Source organism: Ruegeria sp. HKCCD9138, from assembly GCF_057220975.1.
In genome coordinates this window covers 371,071-388,621 of record NZ_JBWVAZ010000002.1, presented here as the reverse complement: position 1 = coordinate 388,621, position 17,551 = coordinate 371,071, and the positions used below count along the sequence as shown (strand labels likewise).

At 57.5% G+C, this 17,551-nt stretch carries 17 protein-coding genes; 9 read left to right on the top strand and 8 right to left on the bottom strand.

From position 1 onward, the window contains the following. Positions 1-23 precede the first annotated feature (23 nt). The 4 genes from AC2TEL_RS05165 to msrA all read left to right on the top strand — a co-directional run bounded on the left by AC2TEL_RS05165 (position 24) and on the right by msrA (position 2,818). A complete protein-coding gene (locus AC2TEL_RS05165; RefSeq protein ID WP_480902348.1) occupies positions 24-1,250 on the top strand; it encodes an argininosuccinate synthase in 1,227 nt (408 codons plus the stop codon). Between the two features lie 32 nt (positions 1,251-1,282). Continuing rightward, complete coding sequence (locus AC2TEL_RS05160; protein WP_480902507.1) at positions 1,283-1,687, top strand: DUF1810 domain-containing protein; 405 nt, start codon at positions 1,283-1,285, stop codon at positions 1,685-1,687. A 79-nt stretch (positions 1,688-1,766) separates the two neighbouring features. Continuing rightward, entirely contained in the window at positions 1,767-2,048 is a 282-nt protein-coding gene (locus AC2TEL_RS05155) for an SCP2 sterol-binding domain-containing protein (RefSeq protein ID WP_480902346.1), read from the top strand. A gap of 98 nt (positions 2,049-2,146) precedes the next feature. After that, on the top strand, positions 2,147-2,818 hold the full coding sequence (gene msrA, locus AC2TEL_RS05150; protein WP_480902343.1) for a peptide-methionine (S)-S-oxide reductase MsrA: 672 nt from the start codon (positions 2,147-2,149) through the stop codon (positions 2,816-2,818). On the opposite strand, the gene AC2TEL_RS05145 is transcribed toward msrA, so the two are convergent. Together AC2TEL_RS05145 and AC2TEL_RS05140 are read right to left on the bottom strand one after the other, a co-directional pair. Further along, the gene (locus AC2TEL_RS05145) at positions 2,815-3,687 is read right to left on the bottom strand and encodes a ribokinase (protein WP_480838651.1); all 873 of its coding nucleotides are present in this window, start codon (positions 3,685-3,687) and stop codon (positions 2,815-2,817) included. The two genes, msrA and AC2TEL_RS05145, sit on opposite strands and share 4 nt — an antisense overlap. Positions 3,688-3,690: 3 nt before the next feature. Then, positions 3,691-5,946 (bottom strand): NADP-dependent malic enzyme, encoded by a 2,256-nt coding sequence (locus AC2TEL_RS05140; protein WP_480838649.1) that lies wholly within the window; start codon positions 5,944-5,946, stop codon positions 3,691-3,693. Between the two features lie 160 nt (positions 5,947-6,106). Here AC2TEL_RS05140 and mutS point away from each other — a divergent pair, with 160 nt between their 5' ends. Next, positions 6,107-8,722, top strand: coding sequence for a DNA mismatch repair protein MutS (gene mutS, locus AC2TEL_RS05135; RefSeq protein WP_480902505.1), 2,616 nt, complete (start codon positions 6,107-6,109; stop codon positions 8,720-8,722). Positions 8,723-8,780: 58 nt separating this feature from the next. Here the strand turns inward: mutS and AC2TEL_RS05130 are convergent, their stop codons facing one another. Together AC2TEL_RS05130 and hrcA are read right to left on the bottom strand one after the other, a co-directional pair. Beyond that, on the bottom strand, positions 8,781-9,344 hold the full coding sequence (locus AC2TEL_RS05130) for a nucleotide exchange factor GrpE (RefSeq protein WP_480838647.1): 564 nt from the start codon (positions 9,342-9,344) through the stop codon (positions 8,781-8,783). A gap of 10 nt (positions 9,345-9,354) precedes the next feature. Then, entirely contained in the window at positions 9,355-10,419 is a 1,065-nt protein-coding gene (gene hrcA, locus AC2TEL_RS05125) for a heat-inducible transcriptional repressor HrcA (protein WP_480861986.1), read from the bottom strand. Positions 10,420-10,531: 112 nt separating this feature from the next. On the opposite strand from hrcA, the gene rph reads away from it, so the two are divergent. Genes rph through AC2TEL_RS05105 form a run of 4 tightly spaced genes read left to right on the top strand, consistent with a single transcriptional unit; the run spans position 10,532 to position 13,357 of the window. Beyond that, positions 10,532-11,245: a ribonuclease PH gene (gene rph / locus AC2TEL_RS05120; RefSeq protein WP_480902341.1), complete on the top strand. Its 714-nt coding sequence runs from the start codon at positions 10,532-10,534 to the stop codon at positions 11,243-11,245. Beyond that, positions 11,242-11,856: an RdgB/HAM1 family non-canonical purine NTP pyrophosphatase gene (gene rdgB, locus AC2TEL_RS05115; RefSeq protein WP_480861984.1), complete on the top strand. Its 615-nt coding sequence runs from the start codon at positions 11,242-11,244 to the stop codon at positions 11,854-11,856. The genes rph and rdgB overlap by 4 nt, the downstream gene beginning before the upstream one ends. Further along, positions 11,846-13,000, top strand: coding sequence for a radical SAM family heme chaperone HemW (hemW, locus tag AC2TEL_RS05110; RefSeq protein WP_480902339.1), 1,155 nt, complete (start codon positions 11,846-11,848; stop codon positions 12,998-13,000). Before rdgB ends, hemW begins: the two co-directional genes overlap by 11 nt. Before the next feature lie 3 nt (positions 13,001-13,003). Further along, positions 13,004-13,357 carry a YbaN family protein gene (locus AC2TEL_RS05105; RefSeq protein WP_480902337.1) on the top strand — a complete coding sequence of 118 codons (354 nt, stop codon included), beginning with the start codon at positions 13,004-13,006 and terminating at the stop codon, positions 13,355-13,357. Here AC2TEL_RS05105 and AC2TEL_RS05100 read toward each other — a convergent pair. From AC2TEL_RS05100 to mnmG, 4 genes are read right to left on the bottom strand one after another with little or no spacing between them, the layout of a single operon-like run. After that, positions 13,347-14,243 (bottom strand): ParB/RepB/Spo0J family partition protein, encoded by an 897-nt coding sequence (locus tag AC2TEL_RS05100; RefSeq protein WP_480902335.1) that lies wholly within the window; start codon positions 14,241-14,243, stop codon positions 13,347-13,349. The genes AC2TEL_RS05105 and AC2TEL_RS05100 overlap by 11 nt on opposite strands. A 20-nt stretch (positions 14,244-14,263) precedes the next feature. After that, positions 14,264-15,067, bottom strand: a complete 804-nt coding sequence (locus tag AC2TEL_RS05095; RefSeq protein ID WP_480838633.1) for a ParA family protein — start codon at positions 15,065-15,067, stop codon at positions 14,264-14,266. After that, complete coding sequence (gene rsmG / locus AC2TEL_RS05090; RefSeq protein WP_480902333.1) at positions 15,060-15,683, bottom strand: 16S rRNA (guanine(527)-N(7))-methyltransferase RsmG; 624 nt, start codon at positions 15,681-15,683, stop codon at positions 15,060-15,062. Before rsmG ends, AC2TEL_RS05095 begins: the two co-directional genes overlap by 8 nt. Beyond that, positions 15,680-17,548, bottom strand: a complete 1,869-nt coding sequence (gene mnmG / locus AC2TEL_RS05085) for a tRNA uridine-5-carboxymethylaminomethyl(34) synthesis enzyme MnmG (protein ID WP_480902330.1) — start codon at positions 17,546-17,548, stop codon at positions 15,680-15,682. The genes rsmG and mnmG overlap by 4 nt, the downstream gene beginning before the upstream one ends. Positions 17,549-17,551 lie beyond the last annotated feature (3 nt).

Here is a 17,551-nt window from a genome sequence, read left to right as displayed (position 1 = left end):
ATCTACGCATAAAGGGAAGTCAGATGTCCGCGCCCAAGAAAGTTGTTCTGGCCTATTCCGGTGGCCTTGATACCTCGATCATCCTGAAATGGTTGCAGACCGAGTATGGCTGTGAGGTCGTCACCTTCACCGCCGATCTGGGTCAGGGCGAGGAACTGGAACCCGCCCGCAAAAAGGCCGAGCTGCTGGGGATCAAGCCGGAAAACATTTATATCGAAGATATCCGCGAGGAATTCGTCCGCGACTTCGTCTTCCCGATGTTCCGCGCCAATGCGGTTTATGAAGGGCTCTATCTGCTGGGCACCTCGATCGCGCGGCCACTGATCTCGAAACGTCTGGTCGAGATTGCCGAGGCGACCGGTGCCGATGCTGTCGCCCATGGCGCGACCGGCAAGGGCAACGATCAGGTGCGGTTCGAGCTGGCGGCTTACGCGCTGAACCCCGACATCAAGGTGATTGCCCCTTGGCGTGAGTGGGACCTGACCAGCCGCACCAAGCTGTTGGAATTTGCCGAAGCCAACCAGATTCCGATTGCCAAGGACAAACGTGGCGAGGCGCCCTTCTCGGTCGACGCCAACCTGCTGCATACCTCGTCGGAAGGTAAGGTTCTGGAAGATCCCGCCGACATGGCGCCCGATTACGTCTACCAGCGCACCGTCCACCCCGAGGACGCGCCGAATGAACCGGAATTCATCGAGATCGGTTTCGAAAAAGGCGACCCGGTCAGCATCAATGGCGAGACGATGAGCCCGGCCACGATCTTGACCAGGCTGAACGAGTACGGCGGCAAGCACGGAATCGGTCGTTTGGACCTGGTCGAGGGTCGCTTCGTCGGTATGAAGTCACGCGGCATCTACGAAACCCCCGGCGGTACCGTCCTGCTGGAGGCGCATCGCGGGATCGAATCCATAACCATGGACCGTGGTGCGATGCACCTGAAGGACCAGCTGATGCCGCAATATGCGGAGCTGATCTATAACGGCTTCTGGTACTCGCCCGAGCGTGAGATGCTGCAGGCGGCTATCGACAAGTCGCAGGAACATGTCACCGGTACCGTCCGCGTGAAACTGTACAAAGGTCTGGCCTCGACCGTTGGCCGCTGGTCCGATCATTCGCTCTATTCCGAGGCTCATGTGACCTTCGAGGAAGACGCCGGTGCTTATGATCAGAAAGACGCCGCAGGTTTCATCCAACTGAACGCGCTGCGTCTGAAGCTTCTGGCCGCGCGCGACAAGCGTCTGTCCAAGTGACCGAAGACGACGATATCGACAACGAGCTCGATATGTTCATCGAAGCGCAGGACACGGTTTGGGCCGATGTGCTGCGCGAACTGGAACAAGGGCAGAAATCCAGCCACTGGATGTGGTTCGTGTTTCCGCAACTGGCCGAACTCGGCCGGTCCCATATGGCACAGCTATACGGGATCGAGGATCTGGACGAGGCAGCGACCTATCTCGCCCATCCTGAACTGCGCCGCCGATTGATCGAAACCTCCCGGTTGATGCTTTTGCACAAGGGGCGTGACGCAAGCGACATTCTGGGTGGAATCGACGCAAGGAAACTGCGGTCGTCCATGACGCTGTTTTCTTCAGTTCCTGATGCGCCAGCCGAGTTTCAGGCTGTTCTTGAAGCCTTTTATGGCGGTAAGCCGTGTGACCTGACCTTGCAATTCTTGCGGGGGGCCTAGCCGCAGGTTCCCGTCAGGTCACCCTTGCCTGATGCCGGCTCCGACCTTTACGCAATCGGAAATTGCGAAAGGAAATCTAATGCTTCAGGACATCGCTGATGGGATCCAGAAAGGTCTGGACGGCAAGACTTTTGACGGGTCACTGAAATTCGATTGCGGCGACGATGGTGTTATCGTTCTGTCCGAAAATCGGGCCTCGACTCAGGATCAGGAGACCGACTGCACCATCCGGATATCCCAGGAAAACTTGACCAAGTTGCTGACCGGAAGGCTGAACCCGATGACCGGCGTGGCACTGGGTAAACTCAAGATAACGGGCAATATGGGTGTGGCGATGAAGCTGGGCCAATTATTGGGCTGAGCTCCGATAAACTCGCTTCACCAGCCTGTGACAAACCATGTCAGCGGATTGCCACGAGGGCAAAGACAAGGCAGCCTCGTCTCGGAAGGAGACTTGCCATGATCCGGACCGTTACCCTCAACTGCCTTAAACCTATCCTTCTGTTTGCCCTGATCGCTCTGGTCGCGTTGCTGCGTGCCATGCCTGCCCCGGCAGCTGGGACGGAAACGCTGACGGTTGCCGGAGGCTGTTTCTGGTGCGTCGAATCCGATTTCGAGTCCGTCCCCGGTGTGATCAGCGCGGTATCCGGTTATACCGGAGGAACGACGGCCAACCCCACCTACGATCAGGTCACCAAAGGCGGTACAGGCCATTATGAGGCCGTTCAGATTACCTTTGACCCGTCGCGCGTGTCCCGCGAGACGCTGCTGAGCATGTTTTTCCGCTCGGTCGACCCAACAGATGCCGGTGGCCAGTTCTGCGATCGCGGAAACAGCTATCGCACGGCCATTTTTGTCTCTAACACAGGGGAAAAGGCGCTTGCGCAATCGGTCAAAGATGACGCGCAGCGGGCTTTGGGGCAAACGATCGTAACTCCGATTCTTGACCAATCGACATTTTATCCGGCCGAGGCGTATCACCAGGATTACTACAAGGGGAACAAACTGGTGTTCACGCGGTTTGGCCCCAAACGGCAGAACAACGCATACAAAGCGTATCGCAAAGCCTGCGGCAGGGATGCGCGGGTGAAACAGCTTTGGGGCAGCGACGCGCCTTTTGCCAGTTCCTAACCGAGCTGCGCTTCGCGTACTTCTTTCAGATCAGGGATAACGTCGGCCGTACCGTGCCGCGTGACCATCAAGGCCGCGGCGCGGTTTGCCTGTGCAATCGCCTGCGCCATTGGCATATTGCGGTCCATTCCCGCCAACACATACCCCGTAAACGTGTCGCCTGCACCGGTCGTGTCCACCGGCTGAACGTCATGGGCCGCAAAATCAACCGGTGCGCAGCCTTGCCGATAGTAACGCGCGCCGTCAGAGCCCAAAGTCACAATGACATGCTCGACCGGCAGGTCCGAAGGCGCGAGGCCTGTAGCTTGGCGCAATTGGTCGGCCTCGATCTGATTCAGGATCAGGAAATCCAGGTAAGGCAGAACGGCCTGAACGGACTCGGCCTGAAACGGAGCGGCCGCGTAGCAAACGGTTAGTCCTTGTTCGCGCCCCATCCTTGCCGTTTCAACCTGCAGGTTGGTTTCGTTCTGCATCACCAACAAGTCGCCCACAACTGCCGCAGCAAGGGCCTGTCCCACCTGATCCCTATCGATGGCATGGTTCGATCCCTGAAACAGGATGATGTTGTTTTCGCCCTGCGCATCCACGGCAATGATGGCGTGACCCGTAGGTACGCTTGCCTCGGCAATGTATCTTGTGTCGACACCGTATTCGGTAAGGCGATCTTTTGCCCAACGCCCATCCGAACCAACGGCCCCGATATGCGCAACCCGCGCCCCGGCCCGGGACGCCGCAACCGACATATTTGCGCCCTTGCCGCCCAGAAACCGGTCCAGACGATTGGCCGACAGAGTTTCCCCCGGCCCGGGCAGGTGCGGCACATCATAGATCATGTCCGCGTTGATCGAGCCAAGGTTCCAGATCGTCATGACTTACCCGATATCGCAGGAGGCCAGAATGGCCATGTTCAGAATGTCGTTGGCTGTCGACACGGTCGAACAGATTTGAATCGGCTTGTCGACGCCGGACAGGATCGGGCCGATCACGGTCGCTCCGCCCATCTCCTGCATAAGTTTGGTCGAAATAGACGCCGAGTGCCGCGCCGGCACGATCAGAATATTTGCCGGTCCGGTCAGACGCTGGAATGGATAGACCGCCTGCTGTTCCACATTCAGGGCCACATCCACGGTCATCTCGCCTTCGTATTCAAAGTCGACGCCGCGCTGATCCAGAACGGCAGGCGCACGGTGCATCTTCTCGGCTCGTTCCGACACCGGATAGCCGAAGGTTGAAAAGCTGACGAAAGCAACACGGGGTTCAAGCCCCATGTGACGCGCCACAGCGGCCGAGCGTTCGGCGATATTGGCCAGATCGTTTTCGTCCGGCCACTCATGCACCAGTGTATCGCCGATCAGAACGATCCGTCCCTTGTGCAGCAGGGCGGTCACTCCGGCCGCACCATGGGCGGCATCTGCGTCGAAGACATGGTTGATCCGATCCAGTACATGTGCCGATTTGCGCGTTGCGCCCGTCACAAGGCCGTCGCCATGCCCATGCGCCAGCATCAGAGAGGAAAAAACGTGCCGGTCGCGGGCGGCCAGTCGGTGGATATCCTTGCTGTCGAAACCCTTGCGCTGCAATCGCTCGTAAAGAAAGCTCTTGTAGATATCGAGATGCGTTGTGTTGGCAGCGTTCACCACTTCCAGTTCGCGTACGGCGTCGCCCAAACCGGCTATTTCCAGCTTCTGTTTCACATCATCCGGACGGCCTACCACCAGCGCTTTACCAAAGCCCGAGCGTTGATACATCACGGCTGCGCGCAAGACGCGGGGATCGTCGCCCTCGGCAAAGATCATCCGGCTTTGCGCTGCACGGGCCCGGGCGTTCAGGCCGCGCAGGATGCTGGCGGTCGGGTCCATGCGCGATTTCAGGCTCAGCTCGTAGGCGTCCATGTCGATGATCGGACGCCGTGCCGCACCCGTGTCCATGCCGGCCTTGGCCACGGCGGGGGGAATGCGGTGGATCAGGCGAGGATCGAACGGGGTCGGGATGATGTAATCACGACCAAAGGTCAGCGACTTTCCATAGGCCATGGCGACCTCATCCGGCACATCCTCGCGCGCCAGACGGGCCAGCGCATGGGCGCAGGCAATCTTCATCTCATCATTGATGGCGCGCGCATGGATATCCAGCGCGCCCCGGAACAGGTAGGGGAAGCCGAGTACGTTATTGACCTGATTGGGATAATCGCTGCGGCCCGTGGCGACGATGGCATCGACGCGGACCTCATGTGCCTCTTCCGGAGTGATCTCAGGGTCGGGGTTCGCCATCGCAAAAATCACCGGATTGTCGGCCATACTGGCAACCATTTCCTGCGTGACCGCACCCTTGACCGAAACACCCAGGAACACGTCGGCGTCCTTCATGGCCTCGTCCAGCGTGCGCAGCTTGGTCGAGATCGCATGGGCCGACTTCCACTGGTTCATGCCTTCTGTCCGGCCCTGATAAATCACGCCTTTCGTGTCACAGACGATACAGTTCTCATGCTTCGCGCCCATGGCTTTCAGCAGCTCGATACAGGCGATCCCGGCAGCACCTGCACCGTTCAGGACGATCTTCACATCTTCGATCTTCTTGCCTGAGATATGCAGCGCATTGATCAGACCCGCCGCGCAGATCACCGCCGTGCCATGCTGGTCATCGTGGAAGACCGGAATATCCATCTCTTCCTTCAGGCGCTGTTCGATGATGAAACACTCAGGCGCCTTGATGTCTTCCAGGTTGATGCCGCCAAATGTCGGCCCCATCAGGCGCACAGCGCGGCAGAACTCATCCGGATCTTCGGTGTCCAGTTCGATATCGATCGAGTTTACATCGGCGAACCGCTTAAACAGAACAGATTTGCCCTCCATCACCGGTTTCGAGCCCAGCGCACCCAGGTTGCCGAGACCAAGCACAGCGGTCCCGTTCGAGATCACAGCCACCAGATTGCCCTTGTTGGTATAGTCATAGGCAGTCTCGGGCGCTTCGGCGATGGCTTCACATGGAACAGCGACACCGGGGCTGTAGGCCAGCGACAGATCCCGCTGCGTGGTCATGGGAACGGTGGCCTGCACCTCCCACTTGCCGGGGGTGGGGTCGAGGTGAAAGGCCAGTGCCTCTTCTTTGGTGATCTTCGCTTTGGGCATTTTAAACGTCGTTTCCATGACTTCGGGGCTGATGCCTCATAGCGCAGGCAGACGCGCGCCTCAACGAGAATACTTTTCACCTTTCGCAGCAGATGGTGGATTTGTAAGGTCGCGCCCGGAATACGCCAAAAGGGGGCCGCTCTTGTCCACAGTCACGCCGATGATGGCGCAATATCTCGAAATCAAAGAGGCCCATGCAGACGCCCTTCTGTTTTATCGCATGGGTGACTTTTACGAGATGTTCTTCGAAGACGCCGTCAACGCCGCCGAGGCGCTGGACATCGCCCTGACCAAACGCGGAAAGCACAATGGGTCAGACATTCCGATGTGCGGCGTACCGGTTCATTCGGCTGAAGGCTACCTGCTGACGCTGATCCGAAAAGGCTTTCGCGTCGCCGTGTGCGAACAGATGGAAAGCCCGGCTGAGGCGAAGAAAAGAGGCTCTAAATCGGTGGTAAGGCGCGATGTCGTGCGTCTGGTGACGCCCGGAACGCTGACCGAAGACGCGCTGTTGGAAGCGCGCCGCCACAACTTTCTGGCCGCCTATGCCGAGGTGCGGGATGAGGCCGCGTTGGCATGGGCCGATATCTCGACCGGGGCGTTTCACGTGATGCCTTTGACGCCGGTCCGGCTCAGTCCTGAACTGGCACGATTGGCCCCGTCGGAACTTATCGTCGCCGATGGCGTTGAGCAGAAATTGCAGGAACAGGTTGTTGATCTGGGCATCTCGCTCACTCCGATCGGGCGCGCGAGCTTCGACAGCACTGCGGCGGAAAAACGCATCTGCGGTCTGTTTCACGTGAGCGCGTTGGATGCATTTGGGAGTTTCGGGCGCGCCGAAACTTCTGCCATGGGCGCGTTGATCGATTACCTTGAGATCACGCAGAAGGGCAAGCTGCCCCTGCTGCAAACCCCGCTGAAGGAATCCGAGGACCGCGTCGTCCAGATCGACGCCGCCACCCGCCGCAATCTGGAACTGACCCGGTCTTTGTCCGGCGGACGGGCCGGATCGCTGTTGTCGGTGGTCGACCGCACCGTCACACCCGGCGGGGCGCGGCTGCTTGAACAGCGGCTCTCCAGCCCGTCCCGCAATCTGGACGTGATCCATGCACGTCTTGATGCCGTCTCATTCGCTGCCGAAGACAGCCTGACCGCCTCGGACCTACGCGAAGCCCTGCGCAAAATCCCCGATCTCGACAGGGCCCTGTCTCGTCTGTCGCTGGACCGCGGTGGCCCACGCGATCTGGCAGCGATCCGCAATGGTCTGACGCAAGCCGCTGCTATTGCCGAGATTTGCGCGGAACAGGATCTGCCTGTCGTACTGGCAACTGCTGTTCAGAACCTTGTCGGTTTCGACGACCTTTTGCGCCTTCTCGACGAGGCTCTGATTGCCGAACCACCCCTGCTGGCGCGTGACGGCGGGTTCATAGCGCCCGGTTTTGACGCGAAGCTGGATGAAGCTCGTACTCTGCGCGACGAAGGCCGCTCGGTCATCGCCGGGTTCCAGAGGAAATACGCGGAACACACCGGTATCGCCTCGCTGAAGATCAAACACAACAACGTGCTGGGCTACTTCATCGAAACAACAGCCACCCACGCCGAAAAAATGTTGAACCCACCATTCAGCGAAACATATATCCACCGCCAGACCACGGCGAATCAGGTGCGGTTCACCACCGTGGAACTCTCCGAGATCGAAACCCGCATCCTGAATGCGGGCAATCTGGCGCTTGAGATTGAAAAGCGGCTCTATCAAAGGCTATCAAGCGAGATTTTGACCCTCGCTGCCCGCCTCAACCAAGCTGCCCGAGGGCTGGCCGAACTCGACCTGACCACCGCGCTGGCCGATCTCGCGCGTGGAGAGAACTGGTGCCGCCCCCAAGTCGATGCCTCGCGCGCCTTTGACGTTCAGGGCGGGCGCCATCCGGTCGTGGAACAGGCGCTGCGCCAGCAGAGCGGCGATGCCTTCATCGCCAATGACTGCGATCTGAGCGCGGATCAGGGTGCCGCCATCTGGTTACTGACCGGCCCCAACATGGCCGGTAAATCGACCTTCCTTCGGCAGAATGCTCTGATCGCCCTTCTGGCCCAGATGGGAAGCTATGTCCCGGCGGAAAATGCACGCGTCGGTTTGGTCAGCCAGTTGTTCAGCCGCGTCGGAGCGTCGGATGATCTGGCCCGCGGGCGCTCGACCTTTATGGTCGAAATGGTCGAAACCGCAGCCATTCTGAACCAGGCAGATGATCGCGCTCTCGTCATCCTCGACGAAATCGGGCGCGGCACCGCAACTTATGACGGCTTGTCCATCGCCTGGGCCACTCTCGAACATTTGCACGCCACCAACCAATGCCGCGCCCTGTTCGCCACGCACTATCACGAACTCACCGCCCTTGCCGGTAATCTGGAGGGCGTCGAAAACGCCACGGTCGCAGTCAAGGAATGGGAAGGTGAGGTCATCTTCCTGCACGAGGTTCACAAGGGCGCCGCCGACCGATCTTACGGTGTTCAGGTCGCCCAATTGGCGGGGTTGCCTGCCTCGGTGGTCGAGCGCGCCCGTATTGTGTTGGATCAGCTGGAAAAAACCGAACGTGAAGGTGGCAAGCAAAAAGCCCTGATCGACGATCTGCCCCTTTTCTCAGCCGCGCCACCCCCGCCGCCGCCAGCACCCAAAGCCTCACCGGTGACAGAAATGCTGGCCGAAATCTTACCCGACGAACTCACACCGCGCGAAGCCCTCGACCTGATCTACAAATTGAAAGAGGCGGCCAAAACCTGACCGCCCCTTCATCTTTTTAAAAATACTCTCGCCGAAGGCACGCGCCCTCAGGCGCGTTTCAACTCGCTGGTGTCGACGACACGCCAACCTGCGCGGGACGCAGCAGACGGTCATGCAACATGAACCCTTCTGCCGAAACTTGAATGATGTCGCCCGCACGGGTGCCAGGCACTGGCGCTTCGAACATCGCTTCGTGAATATTCGGGTCGAACCGATCGCCGACCTCGGGCGTGATCACTTCGATCCCGTGTTTTTGAAACACGTCTTTCAACGCGCGCATCGTCAGCTCGATACCTTCAATCAGACCAGCGGCAACCTCTTTCTGCTCGTCGGTTGCAGCTTCAAGCGCGCGTTTCATATTGTCATAAACCGGCAGCATGTCGCGGGCCAGTTTCGATCCGCCATACTGTTCAGCATCGCGGCGGGCCTTGTCGCCGCGCTTGCGCGCGTTTTCGGCATCCGCCAGCGCACGCATGAACTTGTCTTTGTAATCATCCCGCTCAGCGCGCAGTGCGTCGATCTCAAGCGCTTCTTCGCTGATCTCTGCCAGTTCCTCTGCCAGCTCTTCCGCCTCGGCGGTTGCAATGTCGTCCAGAAAATCTTCGTTCTTGGGCTCTGCCATCTCTTACCCTCTAGCTCCGATCGGATATCAGCTTGCCGACCAGTTGCGCCGTATAATCCACGATTGGCACGATCCGTCCATAATTCAGACGCGTGGGCCCGATGACCCCGACCGCACCGATTATCTTTCGATCAGCGTTCATATATGGAGACACCACCAAAGAGGAACCCGAAAGTGAGAAAAGTTTGTTCTCGGAGCCGATAAAAATTCGCACACCCTCGCCTTCTTCGGTCAATTCGAGGAATTCTGCGATGTCCCGCTTGCGTTCCAGATCGTCAAATAGTGTACGAATCCGATCAAGCTCTTCCTCCTGACCGGTTTCGCCCAACAGATTCGCCCTCCCCCGCACGATCAGCCGGGCCGAGTCGGATTCGCCGCCGTCCCAGGCAGCGATCCCGCTATCCACCATCTCGCGCGCCAAATTATCGATCTCCTGCTTGCGCGCGGCGATCTGAGTTTGCATCTGGCGGTGTACTTCACTCAAAGTCCGCCCTTCGATCAACGCGTTCAGGAAGTTTGCAGCCTCGCGCATCGAACTGGGCGTCTGCCCCGGCGGCGGTGTGAACAGGCGGTTTTCAACATGCCCATCTGCAAAGACCAGAACCACCAATGCGCGGTCGTGGCCAAGCGAAACGAACTCGATATGTTTGATTTCGGATTCGTGCTTGGGTGTCAAAACCAATGAGGCGCCGTGCGTCACATGAGACAACGCCGATCCGACGCGATCAAGCATTTCGCCAACATCACCAGCGTTAGAGCCTAGTGTTTCGTCAAGTTTCTGCCTGTCATCCTCACCTAGATCGCCGACTTCGAGCAAACCGTCGACAAACATCCGCAGACCCATCTGCGTTGGCACACGACCTGCGCTGACATGCGGGCTGTCGAGAAGGCCGAGAAACTCCAGATCCTGCATCACATTTCGCACAGTTGCGGCGCTGACTTTTTCCGACAGGGTGCGCGTCAGGGTGCGGCTTCCGACCGGTTCGCCGCTATCCAGATAGCTCTCGACGATCAGCCGGAACACTTCCCGCGACCGGTCATTCATCTCGTCCAGAATTTTCTTCGCTTCGCTCATCGGCGTTCCCCTGCTGGTCCGTCATTAAATAGCAGGCATGTGAAAGGTCAATCGGGGTTGCATCACGACAGCAGGCAGCGTTATCCCCAAGCCAGCAAACAAAGGATTTTCCATGCGACCCTCTGGACGAGATTTAAGCGAAATGCGCGACGTTTCAATCGAAACGGAGTTCACCAAACACGCCGAAGGTTCCTGCCTGATCAAAATGGGCGACACCCATGTGCTGTGCACCGCCACGATCGAGGATCGCGTGCCGCCTTTCATCAAGGGATCCGGGCTGGGCTGGGTCACCGCCGAATACGGGATGCTGCCGCGCGCGACCAACACGCGAATGCGTCGCGAGGCGGCCTCTGGCAAGCAAGGCGGTCGCACCGTGGAAATTCAGCGCCTGATCGGCCGCGCCTTGCGCGCCGGTGTCGATCGGGTCGCATTGGGAGAGCGTCAGATCACCGTGGACTGCGATGTGATCCAGGCCGATGGCGGCACCCGCTGCGCCTCGATCACCGGCGGCTGGGTCGCGTTGCGTCTGGCGGTCAACAAACTGATGAAAGCGGGCGACGTGATCTCGGATCCCTTATTAGACCCTGTTGCTGCGGTTTCTTGTGGAATCTATGCGGGTCAGCCTGTGCTGGATCTGGATTACCCGGAAGACAGCGAAGCCGGCGTTGACGGCAACTTCATCATGACCGGTTCCGGAAAACTGATCGAAGTGCAGATGTCGGCGGAAGGCTCGGTCTTCAGCCGCAGCCAAATGGATCAATTGATGGATTTGGCGGAAAAAGGCGTGGCCGAACTGGCCGCCGCGCAAAAGGCCGCCACCGCATGACCCGCAAGTTCGAGGGCGACAAGTTACTGGTGGCCACGCATAACAAGGGCAAGCTCGAGGAGATGGAGCATCTCCTCGAACCTTATGGCGTGACAGTAGTTGGCGCAGGTGAAATGGATCTTCCCGAACCGGAGGAAACCGAGGACACCTTCGTCGGCAATGCACGTATCAAAGCGCATGCCGCAGCCAAGGCCACTGGCCTACCCGCCCTGTCGGACGATTCCGGAATCACCATCGACGCGCTGGACGGAGCGCCAGGCGTATACACGGCCGATTGGGCCGAAACGGGCAATGGCCGGGATTTCCTGATGGCCATGACCCGCGCCCATAACGAACTCGAGGCAAAAAGCGCAACCCATCCGCGCACCGCTCAGTTCCGCAGTACGCTGGTGCTGGCCTGGCCTGATGGTCACGACGAAGTATTCGAAGGCATCGCCCCCGGTCATCTGATCTGGCCCATTCGCGGTGAGGGTGGCTTTGGTTATGATCCGATGTTTGTCCCTGACGGCTATGACATTACTTATGCCGAGATGGATCGCTGGGAAAAGAACAAGATCAGCCATCGCGGCCGCGCGGTTGAGATGTTCGTGAAGGGCTGCTTTGGCGGATGATTGGCGCAACGGGGGCTTTGGCCTGTACGTGCATTGGCCCTTTTGCGAGGCCAAATGCCCTTATTGCGACTTTAACAGCCATGTGTCAAAAACTATTAATCAAAAACAATGGCTTAACTCGTATCTGAGTGAACTGGAGCGGTCCGCAGCAGAAACACGCGGCCGCGTTCTGAACACGATATTCTTTGGCGGCGGCACGCCTTCTTTGATGGCCCCCGAAACCGTTGACGCGATCATTGCCCAGGCCCGCACCCATTGGCGACCGGCCAATGACATGGAAATCACGCTCGAAGCGAACCCCGGTTCGGTCGAAGCCGGACGGTTCGCCGCCTATCGCGACGCGGGGGTCAACCGCATCTCGATGGGCGTTCAGGCGCTGAATGACGAAGACTTACGCCGTCTGGGCCGTATACACACTGTGGCAGAGGCCCGCTCGGCCTTTGACATCGCGCGAAACTGCTTCGACCGTGTCAGTTTTGATCTGATTTATGCCCGGCAACATCAACCACTGGATGCGTGGCAGGCTGAGTTAGGTGATGCACTTTCAATGGCGATCGATCACCTATCCCTTTACCAACTGACCATCGAAGAAGGCACCGCGTTTGGTGATCGCTATGCGGTCGGTAAGCTGCGAGGCTTACCGGAAGATGACAACGCGGCGGATATGTACCTGGCGACCCAGGAAATTTGCGAAGCACACGGCTTGCCCGCCTACGAGATTTCCAATCACGCGCTACCCGGCGCGGAGTCGCAACACAATCTGATCTATTGGCGGTATGGGGACTATCTTGGAATTGGTCCCGGTGCTCATGGTCGGATCACGCTGGACGGGCACAAATATGCAACGGAAACCCACCTTAATCCACAGCGTTGGCTGGATGCGGTTTCGCAGGGAAACGGTGAAAAAGCGCGGGCGTCATTGCCCACAGATGATCAGGCAAACGAATACCTTATGATGGGTTTGCGGATCACAGAGGGACTAGATATTGACAGATTTACCAGGCTTTCCGGTCGCACACTACCCCAGCCCAAACTGAAGCATCTGACTGAATTGGGCATGATTCAATGCCAAAACGGGCGATTGATGGCTACGGCAAACGGCCGCGCCGTGCTGAACGCAGTGATCCGGGAACTGTTGGAGTAGATGATGCATTATCTCTGGGCCGGATTGGGGTTGGTCTGCGTAGCGCTTGCTGCGGTCGGGATTGCTCTGCCCCTGCTGCCGACAGTTCCATTTCTGTTGCTGGCCGCGTTTTTTTTCGCGCGGTCCTCATCTCGGCTGCACAACTGGCTGATCACGCACCCTGCTTTCGGCCCCTTGATATTGGACTGGCAGAGTTCCGGCGCTATTCGACCTGCTGCAAAAAAGGCGGCAACGCTGTCCGTTGCCGCCGTCTTTGGTTTGTCGGTACTGTTTTCCGCTCCTACGCATGTTCTGATTATTCAGGCATTCGTTTTGAGCGCGGTAATGATTTTTATCTGGACCCGCCCTAACGGCTGAGCTTGGCGCACAAGTCATCCAGTTGATCAAGATTTTCATATGTCAGCACGACCTGTCCCGTCTCGCTGCCGGCCTTATGATTAATAGCCACTTTCATCGCCAAAATTGCGGACAGGTCCTTTTCCAGCGCGCGCGTGTCCGCATCCTTTCCGGCATTCAGGTTTCTCGACCGCGGTGCAGGCTGGTCTGAATTCGATTGCTGTTGCTTCTTGACCAAATTCTCTGTTGCGCGAACCGAAAGGGCGTCGCGCACGACCTTTTTCGCCAGTGCGGACGGATCCTCGGCTGTAATAAGCGCACGCGCATGTCCGGCGGACAGTTTACCTTCGATCACCAAAGCTTGCACGTCCATCGGCAAAGACAGCAGGCGCAACAGGTTGGCGATATGACTGCGGCTTTTACCCAAGGCTTCGGCCATCTTTTCCTGGGTGTGACCAAATCGGTCCATTAGCTGCTTATAGCCAGCCGCCTCTTCTACTGCATTCAGATCAGCGCGCTGAATATTCTCGATAATGGCGACTTCGAGGACCTCGGTATCATCGAAATCCCGAACGATAACCGGGATGTCATGCAGTTGCGCCATCTGTGCCGCGCGCCAGCGGCGCTCGCCCGCAACGATTTCATATTGGCCGCCGTCGACACTGCGGACAATCAAAGGCTGGATAATACCTTTTTCCTTGATCGACGCGGCAAGTTCATCCAACTGCTCTTGCGAAAATGTGCGGCGCGGCTGGTCCGGGTTCGCCCGCAGTTTTTCAATCGGAACTTTCAGATCGGGTCGGCGCGGCTCGGTCGGCGCCAAGCCATCCACTTCAGTCGTTACATCCGCCATCAATGCGGACAATCCCCGCCCCAATCCTCTGGGTTTGCCTTTTTTGGCGTTCACTTCGCCCTCCTGACGGCCGCTTAGACGGCTACTTTGTTATTCTTGTACATGACTTCGCGTGCCAAATGCCGATAAGCCATCGCACCCAGCGACCCAGAATCGTACTGCAAAACGGGTAAGGAATAGGACGGAGCCTCACTGACCCGCACATTTCTGGGTATCTTGGTTTTAAATACCATCTCACCCAGATTGTCACGCGCGTCTTTTTCAACCTGACGGGACAAGTTGTTGCGGTTGTCATACATGGTCAACACAACACCTTCGATTCTCAGGTCCGGATTCGCCGTCTGACGGACCTCGCGAATGGTCAGCATCAGTTGTGAAAGCCCTTCCAACGCAAAGAACTCACTTTGCAACGGCACCAGAACGGAATGCGCAGCAACCATCGCGTTGACGGTCAGCAAGTTCAGCGACGGCGGGCAGTCGATCAGCACAAAGTCCAGACCAAAGGCGTCGATTGCAGTCTGGCGCAACGCATCATGCAAAAGATAACTGCGTTTCTCGTTTGAAATCAGTTCAATATCTGCCGAACTCAGATCAACCGTCGCCGGGACGACCATAAGGTTCTCGATTTCGGTGTCCTGTACCACCGCTTCCAGAGGGGCATCATCGAGAAGCAAGTCGTAAGTTGTCCAATCGCGATCATCGATCCCCAACCCGGTAGATGCGTTGCCCTGCGGGTCCAGATCGACCACCAGAACTTTGCATCCTGCTTCTGCTAGCCCGGCTGCCAGGTTGATTGCTGTTGTTGTCTTTCCAACTCCGCCTTTCTGATTGGCAACCGCGATTATCCGGGGACCTGAAGGACGAGACAGATCAACCACGTGTGACTCCTTTGATCTTCAGAATGACGGCCTGGGGCTCGGTTATGCTTGTAATTGCTTCCGCTTGAAATTGCCATTCTTCGCGCGCGTCCGCCATCTCTTTTTCCCAGCTTTCGCCTTTCGGCAACAATGCTGTTCCGGAATTGCTTAAATGTCTGTCGCAAAAGGAGAATAGTGTTTTCAAATCCGCCAGCGCGCGCGCCGATAATATGTCGGCGTTCAAAGGATCTATCGCTTCAATACGCCGTGAAACAACAGCACAATTCCCCTTGCACTCGCGAACCACGTTCCTCAGGAACGCGGATTTACGCTGATCGCTTTCAACAAGGGTAAATTTCGTTTCCGGCGCTTCCTCGATTGCGATAATGGCGCAAACCAGCCCCGGAAAGCCGCCCCCACTGCCCAGATCGACCCAATGGGCCGCTGGACCAGCACACCGGTAAACCTGGATCGAATCCTGTATGTGCCGCGTCCACAATTCCTGCAAACTGTTGCGTGACACCAAATTGATTTTGGGGTTCCACCGCTTCACCAGTTCGGCATACAGCTCCAGGCGCTCGAATGTTTCACGTGAAACATTCAGATCGACAGAATCCGGGCCATTTTCCGATTTCATGCCTTGCGAACTTTCTGATCGCGTCGCAACCGGGCCAAAACCAGTGTCAGCGCGGCCGGAGTAACGCCTTCTACTCGACTGGCCTGAGCTATATTGGCCGGTTTGGCGCTGGACAATTTCTGCTTCATTTCCGTCGAAAGGCCATCCAGCGCAAAATAATCGAAGTTCGCTGGAATCGCATGAGCCTCATCCCTTTTCATCGCTTCCACATCCCGTTGTTGGCGTTCGATGTAATTGGCGTAAAGCGCATCGCGTTCTATTTGGCGTCGGGTTTCGTCATCGGTTTCGTACAATTCCGGAATCAAGGGCACAAGGTCTTCAAAAGACACGTCAGGAAACGCAAGGATGGCCATTCCATCTCTGCGGTTACCGTCCTGATTTACAGAAATCCCGGCGGAACGGATTTCTTTTGGCGTGTAGTTTTGCGATGTCAGCCTGGATTTTACTGCACTCAGCCTGTCCATCTTTTCACGAAACACCTGATGTCGGCGGTCACCGACACATCCCAGCTGTATGCCAATGGGGGTCAACCGCTGATCGGCATTGTCAGCCCTTAGGGAAAGCCGAAACTCGGCCCTGGATGTAAACATACGATAGGGTTCTGCAACACCGCGGGTGGTCAGATCGTCGATCATCACGCCGATATAGCTGTCGGCCCTAGTAAAATGGACCGGTTCCCGCCCCTGCGCAGCCAGAGCGGCATTCAAGCCAGCAACAAGACCTTGTGCCGCGGCTTCCTCATATCCAGTGGTGCCATTGATCTGACCCGCAAGATATAACCCCGGGACATCAGAAAGAGAGAGCGAAGAAGTCAGACTACGAGGATCTACATAGTCGTATTCAATGGCATATCCCGGCTGCAGAATCTTGGCGTTTTCAAGCCCCTTGATGGACTGAACATACTCAATCTGAACGTCCTGCGGCAACGACGTCGAGATCCCATTAGGGTACACGGTGTGGTCACTAACCCCTTCTGGCTCCAGGAAGATCTGATGAGATTCTTTGTCGGCAAAGCGTACGATCTTATCTTCGATCGACGGGCAGTATCTTGGGCCTATTCCGTCAATATGACCGCCGTACATGGCTGATCGCGCCAGGTTTTTTTCGATGATCTCATGTGTTCTTGCATTTGTGTGTGTAATACCGCACGCGATCTGAGGGGCGCTTACAGTCTTGGACAAAAAGGAAAATAACGTGGGTACTTCGTCACCCTCCTGCCTTTCAAGAACATCCCAATCAATCGACCGGCCATCCAGTCTTGGTGGCGTGCCTGTCTTCAAGCGGCCAATAGGAAGATCAAACGCATCCAGACGTTCGGCCAGCTTTACCGATGGGCGGTCACCCATTCGACCCCCGGAATGTGAGACATCGCCAATGTGGATCACGCCACGCAAAAACGTCCCTGATGTCAGGATGACCGCTGACGCAGGAATTTCTGATCCATCGCTTAGCGCCACACCTGTTACAGCGTCACCGGACATCAAGAAATCCACAACTTCGCCGGTGACAATTGTCAGGTTGGATTGCTCTGATGTCCTCTTTTGCATTGCTGATCGGTATAATGCCCGGTCCGCTTGTGCCCGCGGTCCTTGAACGGCCGGGCCCTTTCGACGGTTCAACAAGCGAAACTGAATTCCTGCCTCGTCCGCGACCCGCCCCATGACGCCGTCCAGTGCATCGATCTCGCGAACAAGGTGCCCTTTGCCCAGGCCGCCAATCGCCGGATTACAGGACATCACACCGGCGTCCTTTTCGGACAATGTCACCAAAGCCGTAGTCGCACCCATACGGGCGGCGGCATGTGCGGCCTCTGCCCCGGCATGGCCAGCACCGATGACAACAACATCAAACTTCGAATGTTTCACGTG

Excerpts from the sequence above, each read along its gene's own strand:
- AC2TEL_RS05140 (WP_480838649.1), bottom strand. The coding sequence starts at position 5,946 with ATGCCCAAAGCGAAGATCACCAAAGAAGAGGCACTGGCCTTTCACCTC.
- msrA (WP_480902343.1), top strand. The coding sequence starts at position 2,147 with ATGATCCGGACCGTTACCCTCAACTGCCTTAAACCTATCCTTCTGTTT.
- rph (WP_480902341.1), top strand. The coding sequence starts at position 10,532 with ATGCGACCCTCTGGACGAGATTTAAGCGAAATGCGCGACGTTTCAATC.
- hrcA (WP_480861986.1), bottom strand. The coding sequence starts at position 10,419 with ATGAGCGAAGCGAAGAAAATTCTGGACGAGATGAATGACCGGTCGCGG.
- mutS (WP_480902505.1), top strand. The coding sequence starts at position 6,107 with ATGATGGCGCAATATCTCGAAATCAAAGAGGCCCATGCAGACGCCCTT.
- AC2TEL_RS05130 (WP_480838647.1), bottom strand. The coding sequence starts at position 9,344 with ATGGCAGAGCCCAAGAACGAAGATTTTCTGGACGACATTGCAACCGCC.
- AC2TEL_RS05160 (WP_480902507.1), top strand. The coding sequence starts at position 1,283 with ATGTTCATCGAAGCGCAGGACACGGTTTGGGCCGATGTGCTGCGCGAA.
- AC2TEL_RS05145 (WP_480838651.1), bottom strand. The coding sequence starts at position 3,687 with ATGACGATCTGGAACCTTGGCTCGATCAACGCGGACATGATCTATGAT.
- rsmG (WP_480902333.1), bottom strand. The coding sequence starts at position 15,683 with ATGAAATCGGAAAATGGCCCGGATTCTGTCGATCTGAATGTTTCACGT.
- AC2TEL_RS05165 (WP_480902348.1), top strand. The coding sequence starts at position 24 with ATGTCCGCGCCCAAGAAAGTTGTTCTGGCCTATTCCGGTGGCCTTGAT.
- AC2TEL_RS05155 (WP_480902346.1), top strand. The coding sequence starts at position 1,767 with ATGCTTCAGGACATCGCTGATGGGATCCAGAAAGGTCTGGACGGCAAG.
- AC2TEL_RS05105 (WP_480902337.1), top strand. The coding sequence starts at position 13,004 with ATGCATTATCTCTGGGCCGGATTGGGGTTGGTCTGCGTAGCGCTTGCT.
- rdgB (WP_480861984.1), top strand. The coding sequence starts at position 11,242 with ATGACCCGCAAGTTCGAGGGCGACAAGTTACTGGTGGCCACGCATAAC.